Genomic DNA, 17,892 nt, shown 5'->3' with positions numbered 1-17,892 from the left:
GCCGCTTTCTTCCATGATCACGAACAGGGTGACTGGTGACGCTCAGTGTCCGGATGTGTGCCGGTTGTGGCACTCCGGTCAGGTGGATGTAAAGAGTTCGCTAATCGCGCAGATTCCGGCTGTTTTCTCCGCATAGGACTTGTGTCCGGGTCACGAATTGGCCACCTTAGAGCGCGTGCCGACCGCCCTTCGTGACCGTGACGTGATCACGGAGAGTTGGTTGGCCACTGATGCGCTGCGGCTGGCCCACCTCCACGGTGCGGCCGCGGAGGAGCTCCCGGAGCTGACCGAGACCCGCGTCCAGCGTCCCGTCGCCGTCTACCCGAAGCGCTCTGAGCTGCGACGGGCCGAGGGTCGCTCCGGCGCCCGACGGCCCCGCCGTGACCCGGAGACGCGGGCCATCGCCAAGCCGTCCCCGCATCGCGACGAGGCGCCGGAGACCCGGGCCATCGGCGGCCTGCTGGGCCACGCGGTCGAGGAGTCCCCCGAGACCCGCGCGATCGGCATCCTCGGCAACCCGTACGACGCGGCCCTCGAGACCCGGGCGCTGCGCCTGCCGGTCGAGGTGCCCGCCGAGTCGGTCGCCGAGGGGCAGCAGCCCTACGCGCTGCGCCCGAGCGCCGCCGTCCTGCCGCTGCCGGGCGGGGTGGAGACGCACCCGACCGGGCTGCGGATGGCCCCGCGGCACGGGCCCAACGCCTTCCGGCCGGCGCCGTCCGAGCAGACCGTGCCGATCGCCGTCCCGGCCCCCGCCCGCGAGGCGCACTACGACCTCGACGAGGCGCCCGAGACCCGGGCGCTGGACGTACCGGGCTGGGGCGAGGGTCTCGCCGCGGACGGCGTGCAGGCCCCCGCGCCCGCCCCCGCCGGCCTGGCCGCCCATGACTACGGCAACCCGTACTACGACCCCCAGGGCGACGTGCCCGGCGGGCTGGCCGCCCAGCCGATGCGGGCCCCGGGGCGGGCCCGTCAGTCGGGTCGCCCGCGCACCGCGCAGGACCGCAAGAAGATCGGCGCCGCCCGGTTGCTGGTGCTGGCCATGGTCGTCAGCGCCGAGGGGGTCGCGCTCACCTCGATGGGGGGCACCCCCCACTTCGGTGGCAAGACCTCGAGCGAGCTGACCGGGTCGCTGTCGGCCAGCGCCGTGCTCGCCGACTCCGCCCAGCGCGAGGATGCGCAGCTCGCCGCCCAGCAGCAGGCCAGCCAGGTGGCCAGCCTCCAGCTCGCCTCGGGCGACAGCAAGGTCAACGCCGCGCTGGCCCAGGCCGAGGCGGCCGCCGAGCGGATCCGGCTCGCCGAGGAGCGCCGCGAGCGCGCCCTGCGGGACGCGCAGCGCAACCCCAAGGGCATCGCCAAGCTGCTGGCCGCCGACCGGGGCTGGGGCACCTCGCAGTTCTCCTGCCTCGACAAGCTGTGGACGCGCGAGTCGCAGTGGAACTACCGGGCCTACAACCCCTCCTCGGGCGCCTACGGCATCCCGCAGGCCCTGCCCGGCAGCAAGATGGGCAGCGTGGCCTCGGACTGGAAGACGAACCCGGTCACGCAGATCAAGTGGGGCCTCAGCTACATCGCCGACCGCTACGGCACCCCCTGCGGCGCCTGGGCGCACAGCGAATCCGTCGGCTGGTACTGAGTTCTCCCGGCCCGACCCCGGGTCAGGGGTGGGTCATCGTCGAGACGTCCAGCGCGGCGTCCAGCTGCTCCTCGGTCATCGCCCCGTCGGCCACCACGCCGGCGCGCAGCGCGGCCTCCTTCACGGTGATGCGTTCCGCCACCGCTGTTTTCGCGATCTTCGCCGCCGCCTCGTAGCCGATGGTCCGGTTCAGAGGGGTCACGATCGAGGGTGACGACTCGGCCAGCGTGCGGGCCCGTTCGACGTTCGGCTCGATCCCGGAGACCGTCCGGTCGGCCAGCAGGCGGGTGGCGGAGGCCAGCAGCTCGATCTGCTCCAGAAGAGCCTTCGACAGCACCGGGACCATCACGTTCAGCTCGAAGTTGCCGCTCGCCCCGGCCCACGCGATCGTCGCGTCGTGGCCCACGACCACCGCGCAGACCTGCAGGACCGCTTCCGGCACAACGGGATTCACCTTGCCCGGCATGATCGACGAGCCGGGCTGCAGGTCAGGCAGGTGCAGCTCGCCGAGCCCCGCGTTCGGGCCTGAACCCATCCAGCGCAGGTCGTTGCAGATCTTGGTCAGGCTGACCGCGACCACCCGCAGCGCCCCGGAGAGTTCCACCAGCGCGTCCCGGGCGCCGTGCGCCTCGAAGTGGTCGCGGGCCTCGGTCACCGGCAGGCCCGTGAGCTGGCCGAGCTCCTCAATCACGGCCGCCGCGAACCCCGGCGGCGTGTTGATGCCCGTGCCGACCGCCGTCCCGCCCAACGGCACCTCGGCGACCCGTGGCAGCGCGGCCTGCACCCGCTCGACCCCGCGACGCACCTGCGCCGCATAGCCGCCGAACTCCTGGCCGAGGGTCACCGGCGTCGCGTCCATCAGGTGGGTGCGCCCCGACTTCACCACGTCGGCGGTGCGCCCGGCCTGGTCCTCGAAGGCCTCGGCCAGGTGCTCCAGCGCCGGGACCAGGGACTCGGTCACGGCCAGGGCCGCGGCCAGGTGGACGGCGGTGGGCACGGTGTCGTTGCTCGACTGGGAGGCGTTCACATGGTCGTTCGGGTGCACGTCGCGGCCCAGGCGTCGCCCGGCCAGCGTGGCCACGACCTCGTTGACGTTCATGTTGGTCGAGGTGCCCGAGCCGGTCTGGAAGACGTCGATCGGGAACTGGTCGGCGTAGGCGCCGTTCGCGACCTCCCGGGCGGCCGCGACCACGGCTTCGGCGACGTCCTCGTCGAGGACGCCGAGGCGGCTGTTCACGGTCGCGGCGGCCAGCTTGATCAGGGCCAGGGCCCGGATCACGGCGGGGGCGATGCGCGTGCCGCTGATCGGGAAGTTCTCCACCGCCCGCTGGGTCTGGGCGCCGTAGAGCGCATCGGCGGGTACCCGGACCTCGCCCATCGTGTCGTGCAGGACCCGGAACCGCTCCTCAGCCATGGCTACATCGTCGTACCCGGCGCCCGGCTGCGCGACGCGGGGTACCGGCTTGCAGGCTGCCGCTGCCGGCTCAGCGGTTGAGGGCGTCCATCAGAGTCTGCATGCCGGTCGTGCTGACCTCCGCGAGCCGCCCGGCGGCGAGCATGCCCGCGACCCCGATCGAGATCAGGAGAGCCTGCCCGACGGCCTCGTGCCCGGCGTCGCTACGCTCGAGGTTTGAGGTTCGGGCCCGCAGGGAACTGATGATCTTGCGGAACATGTGGTCCTCCCCGAGTGCCGGCGCCGATTCCCCCGAGGTCTCGGCGGCCCGAGCCGACGACCTGAGCCCAGGGCGGGTCTCCGCAGGTCGTCGTCGGTCACCACGGTATGGGCGGGTAGGCCCGCCCGCGCCTGCCCCACGCCGGGCGTCGACCGAACGCGTCCGTGCCCATGGGCCGTCCGCAGGAGGCCGAACGGGGACGAAGCGTCAGCCGGACCCTTCCCGAGGCCCCGCCCGCCGATATGCTCACGCACGTGACGCCCCCTGACGCTCCCACGGACACGTCGACGGGCACGGCGCGCGGTGGGCGCCGCTCGTTCGCCGAGGTCTTCGCCGCCCTCTCCGACGTCCAGGGCTGGATGACCCAGGCCCAGGCCGAGCGGCTCTGGGCCGCCGCCAGCCGCCTGGGCGCGGGCGCCCGGATCGTCGAGATCGGCAGCTATCACGGCCGCTCGGCGATCGTCCTGTCCAGCGCCTCGGTGCCGGGGGTCGAGGTCTACGCGATCGACCCGCACGGCGGCAACGACCGCGGCCCGCAGCAGATCCACGGCGAATTCGCCGAGGGCCAGGCCGACCACGAGACCTTCATGGCCAACCTGGCCCGGGAGGGCGTCCGGGAGCGGGTCACCCACATCCGCAAGCCGTCCCAGGACGCGACCGACGACGTCCCGGGCCTGCTCGAGGTCGTCTACATCGACGGTGCCCACCGGTACGAGCCCGCCCGCGCCGACATCGTGCGCTGGGGCAGGAAGGTGGCCCCGGGCGGGACGTTGCTGATCCACGACTCGTTCAGCTCGATCGGCGTCACGCTGGCCCTGCTGACCACCCTCGTGTTCGGCGCGAAGTTCCGCTACGTCGGGCGCTCCGGGACGATGACGGAGTACCGGCGCGAGGACGTGCGGGGCCCGGCCTACCTCTCCAGCGTGCTGCGTCAGCTGGCCCAGCTGCCGTACTTCGCCCGCAACGTGTTCTTCAAGGTGCTGATCGTCCTGGGCCTGCGCCGGGTGACGAGGCTGCTCGGCCACGGCGGCGAGTGGCCCTACTAGACCTGCGGGGCATCCGCGTCCGTTTCGGTCGCCATGAGCGCGCCGACGGCTCGCGTGGCGACAGAAACGGACGCACTTGTACGGTCAGGCCAAGGCGGGGGCCTCGAGGACGCGGACCTCGCCGTCCGCGAGCCGGTAGGCCATCGGGACGACGGCCAGCGTGCCGTTCGCGACGCGCTTGGCGAGGGCGGGGGACCGCTCGACGAGCAGGTGCGCGGTCTGGACGGCGTGCTCGGCCACGATCTCGTCGATCTCCTCGATCCCGCGCCGTCGGGCGCTGATCAGGCTGGGCGTGACCAGCTCGACGATCTTGCGCAGGTACCCGCCCGGCATCTCGCCGCTGCTGTAGGCGTCGGCGGTCGCCTTCACGGCGCCGCAGCTGTCGTGCCCGAGGACGACGATCAGCGGCACCTCGAGCACCTCGACACCGAACTCGATCGAGCCCAGCACGCCGTCGTCCACCACGTGCCCGGCGGTGCGGACCATGAAGAGGTCGCCCAGCCCGCGGTCGAAGATGATCTCGGCGGCCACCCGGGAGTCGGAGCAGCCGAAGATGAGCGCGAACGGCTTCTGCCCCGACGCCAGCTCGGTGCGGCGGTGCGCGTCCTGGTTCGGGTGCGCGGGGCTGCCCGACAGGTAGCGGGCGTTGCCCAGCAGCAGCGTGTCGAGGGCCGTGTGCGCGGTCGTGATGGGCCCGGTCGCCGGTTCGCTCATGGGACTGATGATTCCAGCGGTGCCGCGGCGCCTGACAGGCCCCCGGATGTGACGCGCGTCCAAGCCCGTCGCCGTCGCCCGAACGGTCGACTTCGGTCGAACACGCCCGGATCAATGGCGACTATAAGCAGTCAATCAATTACCTTCGGTCACCAATGGACTGAGCCCGCTGAAAGGGGACGTGGTGGTTCCGGACACCGCACTCGCGACCGTACCGAGCATCGATGGCCGAACCGGGCATCAGGTCGACCGCCTGCGCCGGCAGGTCGAGGTGATGCTTGCGCACGCGCTCGACAAGGGGCTCACCCCGGCGCCGCAGGCGTGGATGTTCGACGCGGTGCGCGACCCGAACGCCATCGTCGACCTGGCCGCCGAGGGCTGGAACCCGACCACCACCGACGACGACCGGCGGCAGAACGTGGAGGCCCTGGTCCGGGCCCACCGCGACCTGTCCCGCCTGGTCGCACCCGCGCGCCCCGCGACGCTGGAGCTGCTGGCCGACTACCGCGAGCGGCGTCGTCCGGCCCGGCGCCTGCCGATCCCCCGGCAGAAGGGGGCCGCCGCGCCGACGCCGCCCAAGCCCGGTGGACGACGTCCGCGCACCCTGGGCACGTCCGTGCCCCTCGTGCGCTGGTTGCTGTTCGCGACCCTGGTCGCCCTGGTCGTGTTCGTCGGCTTCAGCGCCGTGCCCCAGGCGCGGGCCGCCAGCGCGGGAGTGGGCCTGGGAGAGGGGATCTCGGGGATCAGTGAGCTGAGCTTCGGCACCCTGCTGCTCCGTGAGCTGTTCCTGCTGGTGGGGGCCGGGCTGGGCGCGTGCCTCATCTCGCTGTACCGGGCCGGCAAGGAGGTCGGGCGCGGGACGTACGACCCGGAGTTCGACCACACGTACCTGCAGCGGATCCTGCTCGGGATGGCGACCGGGCTGATCCTGGCCGAGCTGCTGCCGCTGGGCAGCGGGTCGGACACGCCCCTGTCGGGTCTCGCGCGACCGGCGGTCGCCCTGCTGGGCGGCTTCGCGGCCGAGGTCGTGCACAGCGTGCTGAACCGGGTGATCGGTGCCCTGGAGGCCCTGTTCAACGGCGACGCCGAGGAGCAGGAGGAGGCCCGGCGCGAGCTGGCCCAGAAGCGGGCCGACGAGGTGCTGGCCCAGGCCGAGCGGGCCACGCTGACCAAGCTGCTCGAGATCCGGCGGATCGCCTCGTCGGGGGCGCCGGCCCGGGCCGTGATCGACGAGATCGACCGCGTGATCAGCCTCGTCTCGCCGTCCTGACCGAGCGTCTGAAGGCGGTCTGACGGCGTTACCCGGACCCGCTCCCCGAGCCTGCGCCCGCCCCTACACTCACGGCCGTGGTGAGCCAGGGAACTGCGGTGCGCACGAGGCCCGCCGGGGTCGCGCTGCCGGGCCTGGTCGACCGGCCGCGCAGTGTCCCGTCCACCATCGCCTGGCTGGTCCGGTTCAGTGCCGTGCTGGCCTTCCTGACCGAGGCCGCGCCCGGCCACGGTGTGGAAGGCGGCCCGTTCGACATCATCTCGGACGGGGTCGGCTTCGCGACCGCGATGGCCTCGGCGGCCGCCATGCTGCTGCTGGCCGGTGGACTGCGCCGGCGCAACCGTCGCGCCTGGCGGTTCGCCCTCGGGGTGGTCGCCGCGGGGGTGCTGGCGCACCTGCAGACCCAGCGGTTCGCCGTCGCGGCGGTCTACCTGGTCGTGCTGGTGGTGCTCGTCCACGGGCGCGACGAGTTCACCGCTCGCTCCCAGCGCCGCAGCCGGCTGGCGGCCATCCGGGTGTTCCTGGTGATGGGGGGCGGCTCGATGGTGGCCGGTCTGCTGCTGGCCTCGCGCACCGCGCCACACAGCGCCTTCGGCGACCGCGTGGTCGAGGTGTTCTTCGGCCTGCTCGGGTTTGCTCCGCAGTTGCGCTTCCGCGACTCCGGCCTCTCCGAGCTGACCGGAATCGCTCTGGGTACCCTCGGCGCCTTCACCGCCCTGTTCACCCTGGCCGCCATGCTCGCCCCGGTGCGCAAGCCGCCGGTGCGTACCGCGGACGACGAGCAGCGGCTGCGTGACCTCCTGGCCCGGTTCGGCCAGCACGACTCCCTCGGCTACTTCTGCCTTCGTTCGGACAAGTCGGTGATCTTCTCGGCGTCCGGCAAGGCGGCCGTGGCCTACCGGGTGCTCGGCGGGGTCAGCCTCGCCTCGGGGGACCCGATCGGTGACTACGAGGCCTGGCCCGGGGCGATCGAGGCGTGGCTGGCCGAGGCCGAGCTCTACGGCTGGGTACCCGGTGTGGTCGGTACCTCGGAGGCCGGGGCGCTGGTGCTCAAGCGGTACGGCTTGGACGCACTCGAACTCGGCGACGAGGCGGTCGTCGACCTGGCCGGGTTCACCCTCGAAGGGCGCGCGATGCGTGGCGTCCGGCAGGCCGTCAACCGGTGTGTCCGGGCGGGGTACACCTGCCGGGTGGACCGGCAGAAGGACCTGGCCCCCGCCGTCCTGTCCGAACTGGGCGCGGCGGCCGAGGCGTTCCGCGGCGAGGAGGTCGAGCGGGGTTTCTCGATGGCGCTGAGCCGCCTCGGCGACGTGGCCGCCGACCCCGACCTGGCCCTGGCCCAGGTGCGCGACGCCGACGGTCGGCTGGTCGCCGTTCTCGGGTTCGTCCCGTGGGGGGCCACCGGGTTGTCGCTCGACCTGATGCGCCGGGCCCGCGGCAGCGAGAACGGCACCGTCGAGTTCGCCGTGGCGCAGGTGGCCGAGGCGACCCGCGGCTGGGGCGTGAAGCGGATCTCCCTGAACTTCGCGGTCTTCCGGGCCGTCTTCGCCCGTGGGGCACGGGTGGGGGCCGGGCCGGTGCTGCGGCTGTGGCACCGGGTCTTGTTGCTGGTCTCCCGCTGGTTCCAGGTCGAGTCCCTGTACCGGGCCAATGCGAAGTACCACCCCGACTGGGTGCCGCGTTTCGTCTCCTTCCGGCGCAGCCTGGACCTGCCCCGGATCGCGCTCGCCGCGCTGGAGGCGGAGGCCTTCGTGGCCCGCCCGCACCTACCGCGCTGGCTTCACCCGCAGCGTGGACGCTGAGCTACCCTTCCAGCCGTGCCAACTGCCGACTTCGCGTACACCGATCTGCTGCCCGCCGCCAAGTTGCCCACCGAGTACCGGCTGCTCGGCACCGACGGCGTGCAGGTGGTTGAGGCCGCCGGCCGCCAGTTCCTCGAGGTGGCGCCCGAGGCGTTGTCGCTGCTGACCGACACGGCGATGCACGACATCGCGCACTACCTGCGCCCGGCCCACCTGGCGCAGCTGCGGCGCATCCTCGACGACCCCGAGGCCAGCCCCAACGACCGGTTCGTGGCGCTCGACCTGCTGCGCAACGCCAACGTCGCCGCGGGCGGCGTGCTGCCGATGTGCCAGGACACGGGCACGGCGATCGTGATGGGCAAGCGCGGGTCGCAGGTGCTCACCACGGGCGCGGTCAGCGACGAGGAGGCGGTCTCGCGGGGGGTGTTCGACGCCTACACGCGGCTGAACCTGCGCTACTCGCAGATGGCGCCGTTGACCATGTGGGAGGAGAAGAACACCGGCTCCAACCTGCCCGCCCAGGTCGAGATCTACGCCGACACCACGCCGGGCCACGAGTCGGAGTACCACTTCCTCTTCATGGCCAAAGGCGGCGGCAGCGCTAACAAGTCGTTCCTCTACCAGGAGACGAAGGCGGTGCTGAACCCGGCCGGGATGATGAAGTTCCTGGACGAGAAGCTGCGTTCGCTGGGCACCGCGGCCTGCCCGCCGTACCACCTGGCCATCGTCGTCGGCGGCACCAGCGCCGAGTACGCGCTGAAGACCGCGAAGTACGCCTCGGCGAAGTACCTGGACGGGCTGCCCACGTCGGGATCGCCTGCGGGGCAGGGCTTCCGGGACCTCGACCTAGAGCTCGAGGTGCTGGAGCTGACCCGGCAGTTCGGCATCGGCGCCCAGTTCGGCGGTAAGTACTTCTGCCACGACGTGCGGGTGGTGAGGCTGCCGCGCCACGGTGCCTCCTGCCCCGTGGCGATCGCCGTCTCGTGCAGTGCCGACCGGCAGGCGGTCGGGAAGATCACCGCGTCGGGCATCTGGCTGGAACAGCTGGAGACCGACCCGGCGCAGTACCTGCCCGAGACCACCGACGAGCACCTCGACGACGAGGTGGTGCGCATCGACCTGAACCGGCCGATGGCCGAGATCCGGGCCGAGCTGACGAAATACCCCGTGAAGACCCGGCTCTCGCTGACCGGGCCGCTCGTCGTGGCCCGCGACATCGCGCATGCCAAGATCAAGGAACGGCTGGACGCGGGCGAGGAGATGCCTCAGTACCTGCGGGACCACGCCGTCTACTACGCGGGCCCGGCCAAGACCCCGGAGGGCTACGCGAGCGGCTCGTTCGGGCCGACCACCGCGGGCCGGATGGACTCCTACGTCAAGCAGTTCCAGGCCGCCGGGGGCTCACTGGTGATGCTGGCCAAGGGCAACCGGTCGGGCCAGGTGACCGAGGCCTGCGCGGAGTTCGGCGGGTTCTACCTCGGTTCGATCGGCGGCCCGGCGGCGCGGCTGGCCCAGGACTGCATCAAGCACGTCGAGGTCGTCGAGTACGCCGAGCTCGGCATGGAGGCGGTCTGGAAGATCGAGGTCGAGGACTTCCCGGCCTTCGTCGTGGTCGACGACAAGGGCAACGACTTCTTCGCCAAGGTCGCCCCGCCCGTCGCGATGAGCATCCCCCGCCGACCGGGGCTGTAGCCCGGTCGGTGGCTAGGCGACGGCCTCTGCAGCGTCCGCCTGCGTCCCGGCCACCGGGACCTCGTGCGGGCGGATCAGCAGGAAGCTGATCACCGAACCGGCGAGGAAGATCGCCGCCGAGGTCAGGAACGCGACCTTGTACCCGTGGACGGCACCGGCCGCCTGGGCCAGGGCGGTGGCCGCGCCGTGGTCGGCCAGGTAGCCGGTGGTGGCGTGCGCGGCCACGGTGCTCAGCAGCGCCGTCCCGATCGAACCGCCCACCTGCTGCGAGGTGTTGACCAGGGCCGAGGCCACTCCGGCGTCCTGCGGCGCGACGTGCGAGGTCGCGGTGTTGAACACCGTGGCGAAGATCGCGCCCATGCCGAGACCGATGATCGGCAACGCCGGCAGGACGTGGCTGACGTAGCTGGAGTCCACCTCGACCCGCGACAGCAGGGTGAGCCCGGCGGCGGCCAGCAGCATGCCCCCGCTGATCAGCCCGCGCGCGCCGACGATCGGCAGCAGCCGGACGTTGGTCAGGATCGAGGAGATCAGCACGCACAGGATCATCGGTACGAACGCGAAGCCCGCCTTCAGCGGCGAGAAGCCGAGGATGACCTGCACGTAGTAGGTCAGGAAGAGGAACAGCCCGAACAGGGCGATCGCGCCGGTGGCCATGGCCAGGTAGGCGCCGCCGCGGGCGCGGCTCAGGACGATGCGCAGCGGCAGGAGCGGGTGCGCGACGCGGGTCTCGGTGAACACGAAGGCGGCGATCAGCAGAACGCCGACCGCCAGGCTGACCAGCGTGCCGGTGGCGCCCCAACCGTCCTGCTCGGCCCGGGACAGCCCGTACACCAGCATGAAGGCGCCCGAGGCGGCCAGTGCCGAGCCGAGCAGGTCGACCTTCGGCTTGTTCGGGTGCGGCTCGTTGCGCAGCAGCACCAGGGCGCCGACGGTGGCCACACCCGCGAAGATCAGGTTCACGAAGAAGCACCAGCGCCAGGTCGTGTACTCGGTCAGCGCGCCGCCGAGCAGCAGGCCGACGGCGCCCCCGCCGCCGGCCATCGCCCCGAAGATCCCGAAGGCCCGACCGCGTTCGGAGGGGTCGGTGAAGGTGTTGGCCAGCGTCGAGAGGGCGGCCGGGGCGAGCAGCGCACCGAACACGCCCTGCAGCGCCCGGGCGGCGACCAGGGTCTCGAAATTGGTTGCGGCGCCGCCGATCGCGGAGGCGACCGCGAAGCCGACGAGGCCCGCGACGAACGCCCACTTGCGGCCGAACAGGTCGCCCACCTTGCCGCCGAGGAGGAGCAGGCTGCCGAAGGCCAGGGCGTAGGCGGTGATGACCCACTGCCGCTGGTCGTCGGCGAAGTCGAGCGCGCTCTGCGCCGTGGGCAGCGCGATGTTCACGATCGTCGCGTCGAGGACGACCATCAGCTGGGCGACGGCGATGACGGCGAGAATGGCCCAGCGGTGCTCGTGGTGATGCCGCTGGGTGTCGGTCATGGTGGACATGGTGGACATGGACATCCCTTGTCTCGGAAGGATTCTGAACCGGTCAGCCCTGGGCGGGCGGCGGTTGAGGGTTCGCGTCCAGGTGTTCGTTCACCCGGGTGAGGATGCGGATCAGGTTCTGGAGGTCCTCGTCGGGCAGGTCGCCGAAGACCTGGTCCATGACGGTGCTGCGGACATGCGCGGCCCGGTCGTGGGCCTCGCGGCCGTCGTCGGTCAGGGTCACCCGGCGCACGCGCCGGTCGTCCGGGTCGGGTTGGCGCTCGACGTAGCCGGCCCGCTCCAGGCCGTCGACCAGTTCGGTCACGGTGCGCGGGGCCAGGTCGAAGTGCGCGGCCAGGGCGGCCTGCGGGCACCCCTCGTCGCCGAGGGCGCCCAGCACCTTGGCCCGGGGGAGGGTCAGCCCGTGCTCGGTCAGCGCGTCGTCGACCCGTCGGCGCATCCGCTTCATCACGCGCAGCAGCAGTTCGGCCGCCTGCACGCCCTGCTCAACGGATGACATTCCCTCATCATGAGGGCCCTCACTAAATCCCGTCAAGCGGGGGACCGCCGTCCGGGTGAGCCGGAACGAACCCCGTCAGCGGACGAAGGAGGCCAGCTGTCTGCGCGTCGGCGGGTCGGCGCCGGGCCGCGTGCACGTGTAGGCGGCGACCTTCACGGCGTGCGTCAGGATCGGCGCGAGCGCGCCGGGAACCAAGCCGTGCAACGCTTCTCGGCCGGACGGCTCGAGCAGGCCCCGCTGGGCCAGGGCGTCCAGCAGGCCGGACATGAAGGCGTCGCCCGCGCCCACCGTGTCGGCCACGGTGATCGGTGGCGCCCCCACCTCCACCACTCCGGACGACAGGACGCCGCTCGCCCCGCGCCCCCCACGCGTGACCACCACCAGGGCCGGACCGTCGGTGCGCCACTGCTCGGCCACGGCCAGCGGGTCCTGCCCGGGCAGCAACCAGGCCAGGTCCTCGTCGCTGACCTTGACGACGTCCGCAGTGCGGATCAGGCGCTGCATCGTGGCGAGCGTGCTCACCGGGTCGCCGACCGGGTCACCCATCAAGGCGGGCCGCGCGTTCGGGTCGTAGGTGATCACCGCACGACCGGCCGCCTCCTCGACGATCCGGGCGACGGCCTCGGCGCCCGGGCCCACGGCCGCCGCGATCGACCCCGTGTGCACGGCGTCCACGTCCCCGGCCCGCGCGTCGGGCGGCAGGTCCCAGAGCAGGTCGAACTCGTAGCTGGCGACGCCGTCCGGGTCGAGTCGGGCGGTCGCGGTGGAGGTTCGAGCGTCGACCACGGAACCGGGGGCCAGCCGGACGCCCGACCGCTCGAGGTGGGCGGCGACGTCCCGCCCGCGCTCGTCCTTCCCGATCCGGGTGAGGAGGTCGACGGACCGGCCGAGCCGGGCCAGGCCGAGGGCGACGTTGGCCGGGCTGCCGCCGGGGTGTTCGGCCACCGCGCCGTCGGGTGGGACGACCACGTCCACCAGGGCCTCGCCGATGACAAGGATGTCTTTCACGGCTGCCTCCTTGCGCCTCGGCTTCGTCGCCCCCCGGGTGACCCGGGGCGAGCATGCTATCCGGCCCCTGTCGGCGGCGCCTGGCACCATGGGGCGGGTGAGCGCAACCGCGTCGGCCGAGGCGACGCCTGCTGTCGCCGGGGGGCGGCGTGCCCTGGGCCTGGCCGCGCTGACGCTCGTGGTGCTCCTGGTGAGCGGGGTGGCCCTTCTCCTTCTGCCGAGGCCCAACGGGGTGCCGGTCGAAGGGGTCGACGTCGCGGCGGCGGCCGCCCGCGACCGCGCCGAACTGGGTTTCGCCCCGACCGTGCCGGCCGGGTTGGGCGCGGGCTGGGTGGTTCGAGGGACCGACGTCCAACGCGGCACCGACGGCCGGCCCACCTGGCACCTGACGTACGTGACGCCCAGCGGTGAGGTCGCGGGCCTCCAGCAGACCGTGGAGGCGACACCCGCCTGGGAGTCGCGGCAGGTCACCGACGGGCGGGACGTCGGGACGCGGCTGGTCGCGGGCGTCGCCTGGGTCGTCCGCAGCCGCGAGGACCGGGGCATCATCAGCCTCGTCCGGCGCCCGGAGCCGGGGGACCGGGCCGGGGCGACGACGGTCGTCAGTACCAGCGGCAGCCAGGCCGAGGCCGACGAACTCGCGACCGCCGTGGTGAGAGCCCAGGGAGGCTAAGGCATCTCGACGGTCTCCGCGCGGGTCAGCTCGGCGACGGCGACGTCCAGGTCGCGGGCCGCCTGCTCGGGGCCGGCGCCCAGTTCGGCCAGCAGCAGTACCGCGTGGACGGCGATCTGCGCGGCGGGTAGTTCGGGCTCCTCATCCGGGTCCTGCATTCCGAGGGCGCCGGTGACGGCGAGGACGAGAGCCGGTACCTCGACGTCCGGCAGCCAGGCCAGCCCCGAGCGCACGCACCGTTCCAGCAGGTCGCGGGCCACCTCCGAGTCGAGGCCCGCGGGATGCGCGCGTTCCAGGGCGACGCGGACGGCCCCGGCCAGGAGGACCCGCTGGAGTTCCGGGTCGGTGCGCGCCAGCAGGTCAGAGGCTTCGTCGAGCGCCGCCCGGTCCTGCGCGGCGACGGCGCGCGCGGCCGCGTCGACCGCCTCCTGGACGCGGCGTACCGGCGCGGGAGTACTCACTCGGCCGCGCTGCCGGTGGCCTCGTCGATGCGCTGGCGGGCCCCGTCGAGCCACGTCTCGCACCGCTTGGCCAGGGCCTCGCCCCGCTCCCAGAGGGCCAGCGACCCCTCGAGGCTCTCGGTGCCCGACTCCAGCCGGCGGACGACGTCCAGCAGTTCGTCACGCGCGGCCTCGTAGCTGAGCTCCGCGACGTCGGCGTTCGGGTCGTTCTTCGCCGTCGACGACGCTGTCTTCTTGGCGGCCGGGGTCACGGTGCCCACCCTAGAACTCGACAACGGGTGGATTCCGTCAGGTCGGAGCCTGCGCGATTCCACCCGGTCACGAGTCGTCCCCGGTCACGGCGGCCGTCAGCTCGCCGTCGGCCACCCTGACCCGCAGCCGGTCTCCGGGGGAGACCTGGCCCGGCGAGCGCAGTACGGCACCGTCGGGGCCCTGCACCACCGCATACCCGCGGGCCATCGTCGCGGCCGGCGACAGGGCCCGGACCCGTTCGCGCAGGTGGACGACGTCGGCGCCGGCGTGCTCCAGGCGCGCCCGCAGCGCGCGCCGGGCCCGGTCGCGGGCCAGCGAGACCCGCTCGTGCGCCTCGACCAGGCCCCGCGCCGGATCAGCCAGCACCGGACGTTGCCGCAGCTGGGCGACCAGCGCCGCCTCCCGGGCCAACCGCCCCTCCAGGGCGCTCAAGGACCGCGCCCGCACCTGTCGGATGCCGGCCAGTTCGGCCTCCATGTCGGGCACGATCCGCTTCCCGGCGTCGGTCGGCGTCGAGGCCCGCAGGTCGGCGACCAGGTCGAGCAGCGGGTTGTCGACCTCGTGCCCGATGGCGCTGACGATCGGGGTGCGGCAGGCCGCGACGATCCGCAGCAGCGCCTCGTTGCTGAACGGCAGCAGGTCCTCCACGGAACCACCGCCCCGGGCGACGACGATCACCTCGACGCCCGGGTCGGCGTCCAGCTCGCGCAGCGCCTCGGTCACCTCGGTGACCGCGGAGGTGCCCTGCACCGCCACCTCCCGGATCGCGAACCGGACCCCGGGCCAGCGTCGGGTCGCGTTCTCCACCACGTCCTTCTCGGCCGCGCTGGCCCGACCGCAGATCAACCCGACCAGGCCGGGCAGGAACGGCAGCGGCTTCTTACGGGTCGGGTCGAACAGGCCCTCCGCGGCCAGTACCCGACGCAACTCGTCGAGCCGGGCCAGCAGCGCACCGACGCCGACCGGGCGCAGCTGGTCGGCCTGCAGCGTGAGCTGCCCGCGCCGCGGCCACAGGGCGGCCCGCACGTGGACGACGACCCGGGAGCCGTCCGCGAGCGGCGCCCCGAGCCGGTCGAGCAGCATCGTGCTGACCGTGACCTGGAACGACAGGTCGGCGTCGGGGTCGCGCAGGGTCAGGTAGCAGGTGTTCTGGCCGGGCCGCCGGACCAGCTGCACGACCTGCCCCTCGACCCAGACGGCCGGCGCCTTATCGATGTAGTCGGCGAGCTTGGACGACAGGAGCCGCAGCGGCCACGGCTGCTCGGCCGACGTCTCCCCGGCGGTGGCGGGGATCGGCCGGCGGGCCGGTGGGCCGCCCGGTCGGGAGGTGGTCTCGCTCACGGCCTCACCGTAGCCAGGCTCACCGACAACCGGGCGCCACCTACGATGGAGGGCGTGACGGACAACAAGCGTGTGCTCCTGGCCGCGCCCCGCGGCTACTGCGCCGGCGTCGACCGGGCCGTGGTGGCCGTGGAGAAGGCGCTGGAGCTGCACGGCCCGCCGATCTACGTGCGCAAGGAGATCGTGCACAACCGGCACGTGGTCAGCTCGCTGCAGGCCAAGGGCGCGATCTTCGTCGACGAGACCGACGCCGTCCCCGAGGGCGCGACGGTCATCTTCTCGGCCCACGGCGTCTCCCCGGCGGTGCACGCGGCCGCCGAGCGCCGCATGCTGAAGACGATCGACGCGACGTGCCCGCTGGTCACCAAGGTGCACAAGGAGGCCGTCCGGTTCGCCTCCGACGACTACGACATCCTCCTCATCGGCCACCAGGGCCACGAGGAGGTCGAGGGCACGGCGGGTGAGGCGCCCGAGCACATCCAGCTCGTGGACGGGCCGTCCGACGTCGCCAACGTGACGGTGCGCGACCCCGAGAAGGTGGTCTGGCTGTCGCAGACCACGCTCTCGGTGGACGAGACCATGGAGACCGTCCGGCTGCTGCGGGAGAAGTTCCCCAAGCTCTACGACCCGCCGTCCGACGACATCTGCTACGCCACCCAGAACCGGCAGGTGGCGGTCAAGAAGATCGCGGCCGACAGCGACCTGGTGATCGTCGTCGGCTCCCAGAACTCCTCCAACAGCGTGCGTCTCGTCGAGGTGGCCCTCCAGCACGGGGCGGGCGCCTCGTACCGGGTGGACTACGCCGCGGAGATCGACGAGAGCTGGCTGGACGGCGTGGTCACCGTGGGCGTGACCTCGGGCGCCTCGGTGCCCGACGTGCTCGTCAAGGACGTCGTGGCGTGGCTCGCCGAGCGCGGGTACGGCGAGGTCGAGGAGGTCGTCACGGCCGAGGAGGACCTGCTCTTCTCGCTGCCCAAGGAGCTGCGGCGCGACATGAAGGCCAAGGCCGCTTCGTCGTCCTGAGGTCGGCCTGGTGGTCTGCCGCTAGTCCGTCGAGCGCCGCAGGCGCTTGGTCTCCGACCGCTGCTTCTTGCCCGCGATCCGGCGCTCGACCGAGCCCCGGGTGGGGCGGGTCGGACGACGGGTGCGCGGGGGCGGCGCCAGGGCCTCCCGGACGGCGGCCGCGAGCCGGGTCGACGCGGCCTCCCGGTTGCGCTTCTGCGAGCGGTACTCCGCGGCGGTCACGGTCAGGACGCCGTCGACCAGGCGGTTCCCCAAGCGGGTCGACAGGCGCTCACGCTGGACGTCGGTCAGGGCGGGGCTGTTCGCGACGTCCCAGCTCAGCTGCACGCGGCTGTCCGTCGTGTTCACGCCCTGGCCGCCGGGGCCGCCCGCCCTGGAGAACCGCCACTGCAGCTCGTCGGGCGCGATGACGAGGCTGTTCGTCACCTCGATCGCGCCGGCCATGGGGCCAGTCTGACGGAACCGCGCGCTCGGGCCGACCGGCCGAGAGGTGCATCAACGATCGTTGATGTGTCCGGGACGCGGCCGCCGCAGCCGGGAGCCAGGGGCGAGTGAGTCGGCTGACTAGTCAACGCTTGACGTCCACTGGCGCCATCCTCGATAGTCAAGGCATGACTGGTCGCGCCGTGACTCCCACGCCGTTGTACCTGCTCATCCTCGGCTCGCTGGACGAGGCACCCATGCATCCGTACGAGATCCAGCGCCTGGCCGTGGAGCGGGGCAAGACCGGCATTCATGGCGTGAAGCGGGGGTCGCTGTACCACGCGGTGGCCCGGCTGGAGGGGGCCGGGCTGATCGAGGCCGCCGAGACCAACCGCGAGGGCCGCCGCCCCGAACGCACCGTCTACCGGCTCACCGGGGAGGGGAGCGAGGTGGTCCGCGACTGGCTGGTCGGCCTGCTGCGTGACCCCTCCACCCGCGGGAGCGACCTGGTCGCCGCGCTGGAGTACATGGCCCTGCTCGAACCCGCCCAGGTGCAGAACGCCTTCCAGTACCGGGTGCTCCTGCTGGACGGCGAACTGGGCGCCCTGCGCGCGGCGGCGGAGTCGATCGGCGACCAGCTGCCCCGCATCTTCACCATCGAGTCGGAGCTGCAGACCGTGCTCCGGCAGGCCGAACGTGACTGGGCCGCAGGGGTTCTCGAAGACCTCAAGTCGGGCGCCTTCGCCTGGAGTCGGGCCGGGCTGCACGCCTGGGCGCAGCAGTCGCCGTTCGCCAACGGACGACGCCGCGACAGCGTCGAGGACGGGAGGACGACGTGAGCTGAGCCGACCTCGCCGGCTCCCTCGGAGGCCGGGCGGCGTGCGCCAACAC

General features: G+C 72.7%; 18 protein-coding genes. 8 read left to right on the top strand and 10 right to left on the bottom strand.

Annotated features, from left to right (window positions below; genetic code table 11):
* Positions 1–220 precede the first annotated feature (220 nt).
* Positions 221–1,633 (top strand): aggregation-promoting factor C-terminal-like domain-containing protein, encoded by a 1,413-nt coding sequence (locus ACIB24_RS16050; RefSeq protein WP_398282437.1) that lies wholly within the window; start codon positions 221–223, stop codon positions 1,631–1,633.
* A gap of 22 nt (positions 1,634–1,655) precedes the next feature.
* Here the strand turns inward: ACIB24_RS16050 and ACIB24_RS16045 are convergent, their stop codons facing one another.
* Both ACIB24_RS16045 and ACIB24_RS16040 read right to left on the bottom strand, forming a co-directional pair.
* Positions 1,656–3,047, bottom strand: coding sequence for a class II fumarate hydratase (locus ACIB24_RS16045; protein ID WP_398282435.1), 1,392 nt, complete (start codon positions 3,045–3,047; stop codon positions 1,656–1,658).
* A 70-nt stretch (positions 3,048–3,117) separates the two neighbouring features.
* Positions 3,118–3,306, bottom strand: coding sequence for a hypothetical protein (locus tag ACIB24_RS16040; protein WP_398282433.1), 189 nt, complete (start codon positions 3,304–3,306; stop codon positions 3,118–3,120).
* A 254-nt stretch (positions 3,307–3,560) separates the two neighbouring features.
* Between ACIB24_RS16040 and ACIB24_RS16035 the strand changes: the two genes are divergently transcribed.
* A complete protein-coding gene (locus tag ACIB24_RS16035; RefSeq protein WP_398282432.1) occupies positions 3,561–4,352 on the top strand; it encodes a class I SAM-dependent methyltransferase in 792 nt (263 codons plus the stop codon).
* Positions 4,353–4,436: 84 nt separating this feature from the next.
* Here ACIB24_RS16035 and ACIB24_RS16030 read toward each other — a convergent pair whose 3' ends face one another.
* Positions 4,437–5,066: a carbonic anhydrase gene (locus ACIB24_RS16030; protein ID WP_398282430.1), complete on the bottom strand. Its 630-nt coding sequence runs from the start codon at positions 5,064–5,066 to the stop codon at positions 4,437–4,439.
* Between the two features lie 184 nt (positions 5,067–5,250).
* On the opposite strand from ACIB24_RS16030, the gene ACIB24_RS16025 reads away from it, so the two are divergent.
* The 3 genes from ACIB24_RS16025 to ACIB24_RS16015 all read left to right on the top strand — a co-directional run bounded on the left by ACIB24_RS16025 (position 5,251) and on the right by ACIB24_RS16015 (position 9,830).
* A complete protein-coding gene (locus ACIB24_RS16025; protein WP_398282428.1) occupies positions 5,251–6,336 on the top strand; it encodes a hypothetical protein in 1,086 nt (361 codons plus the stop codon).
* 77 nt (positions 6,337–6,413) lie between these two features.
* Entirely contained in the window at positions 6,414–8,138 is a 1,725-nt protein-coding gene (locus ACIB24_RS16020) for a phosphatidylglycerol lysyltransferase domain-containing protein (RefSeq protein ID WP_398282426.1), read from the top strand.
* Between the two features lie 15 nt (positions 8,139–8,153).
* Positions 8,154–9,830, top strand: a complete 1,677-nt coding sequence (locus ACIB24_RS16015) for a fumarate hydratase (RefSeq protein ID WP_398282424.1) — start codon at positions 8,154–8,156, stop codon at positions 9,828–9,830.
* 12 nt (positions 9,831–9,842) lie between these two features.
* On the opposite strand, the gene ACIB24_RS16010 is transcribed toward ACIB24_RS16015, so the two are convergent.
* The 3 genes from ACIB24_RS16010 to ACIB24_RS16000 form a co-directional block, all read right to left on the bottom strand.
* Entirely contained in the window at positions 9,843–11,321 is a 1,479-nt protein-coding gene (locus tag ACIB24_RS16010) for an MFS transporter (protein ID WP_398282874.1), read from the bottom strand.
* A gap of 43 nt (positions 11,322–11,364) precedes the next feature.
* Complete coding sequence (locus tag ACIB24_RS16005) at positions 11,365–11,820, bottom strand: MarR family winged helix-turn-helix transcriptional regulator (protein WP_398282422.1); 456 nt, start codon at positions 11,818–11,820, stop codon at positions 11,365–11,367.
* Between the two features lie 75 nt (positions 11,821–11,895).
* Positions 11,896–12,828, bottom strand: a complete 933-nt coding sequence (locus tag ACIB24_RS16000) for a carbohydrate kinase (protein ID WP_398282420.1) — start codon at positions 12,826–12,828, stop codon at positions 11,896–11,898.
* Between the two features lie 97 nt (positions 12,829–12,925).
* Here ACIB24_RS16000 and ACIB24_RS15995 point away from each other — a divergent pair, with 97 nt between their 5' ends.
* Positions 12,926–13,501 (top strand): DUF4245 family protein, encoded by a 576-nt coding sequence (locus ACIB24_RS15995; protein ID WP_398282418.1) that lies wholly within the window; start codon positions 12,926–12,928, stop codon positions 13,499–13,501.
* On the opposite strand, the gene ACIB24_RS15990 is transcribed toward ACIB24_RS15995, so the two are convergent.
* From ACIB24_RS15990 to xseA, 3 genes are all read right to left on the bottom strand, one after another.
* Positions 13,498–13,962 (bottom strand): hypothetical protein, encoded by a 465-nt coding sequence (locus tag ACIB24_RS15990; RefSeq protein WP_398282416.1) that lies wholly within the window; start codon positions 13,960–13,962, stop codon positions 13,498–13,500. The genes ACIB24_RS15995 and ACIB24_RS15990 overlap by 4 nt on opposite strands.
* A complete protein-coding gene (locus tag ACIB24_RS15985) occupies positions 13,959–14,213 on the bottom strand; it encodes an exodeoxyribonuclease VII small subunit (protein ID WP_398282414.1) in 255 nt (84 codons plus the stop codon). The genes ACIB24_RS15990 and ACIB24_RS15985 overlap by 4 nt, the downstream gene beginning before the upstream one ends.
* A gap of 67 nt (positions 14,214–14,280) precedes the next feature.
* On the bottom strand, positions 14,281–15,555 hold the full coding sequence (xseA, locus tag ACIB24_RS15980; protein WP_398282412.1) for an exodeoxyribonuclease VII large subunit: 1,275 nt from the start codon (positions 15,553–15,555) through the stop codon (positions 14,281–14,283).
* Positions 15,556–15,600: 45 nt separating this feature from the next.
* On the opposite strand from xseA, the gene ACIB24_RS15975 reads away from it, so the two are divergent.
* Positions 15,601–16,578 (top strand): 4-hydroxy-3-methylbut-2-enyl diphosphate reductase, encoded by a 978-nt coding sequence (locus ACIB24_RS15975; protein WP_398282410.1) that lies wholly within the window; start codon positions 15,601–15,603, stop codon positions 16,576–16,578.
* A gap of 21 nt (positions 16,579–16,599) precedes the next feature.
* Here ACIB24_RS15975 and arfB read toward each other — a convergent pair whose 3' ends face one another.
* The gene (gene arfB, locus ACIB24_RS15970) at positions 16,600–17,022 is read right to left on the bottom strand and encodes an alternative ribosome rescue aminoacyl-tRNA hydrolase ArfB (RefSeq protein WP_398282408.1); all 423 of its coding nucleotides are present in this window, start codon (positions 17,020–17,022) and stop codon (positions 16,600–16,602) included.
* 167 nt (positions 17,023–17,189) lie between these two features.
* Here arfB and ACIB24_RS15965 point away from each other — a divergent pair, with 167 nt between their 5' ends.
* The gene (locus ACIB24_RS15965; protein WP_398282406.1) at positions 17,190–17,840 is read left to right on the top strand and encodes a PadR family transcriptional regulator; all 651 of its coding nucleotides are present in this window, start codon (positions 17,190–17,192) and stop codon (positions 17,838–17,840) included.
* Positions 17,841–17,892: the final 52 nt, after the last annotated feature.

This window comes from Spongisporangium articulatum, assembly GCF_044465595.1.
In the GTDB taxonomy this organism is placed as follows: Bacteria; Actinomycetota; Actinomycetes; order Actinomycetales; family Kineosporiaceae; genus Spongisporangium; species Spongisporangium articulatum.
The sequence above is the reverse complement of the archived record's forward strand: the minus strand, read 5'-3'. Positions and strand labels throughout refer to the sequence as shown.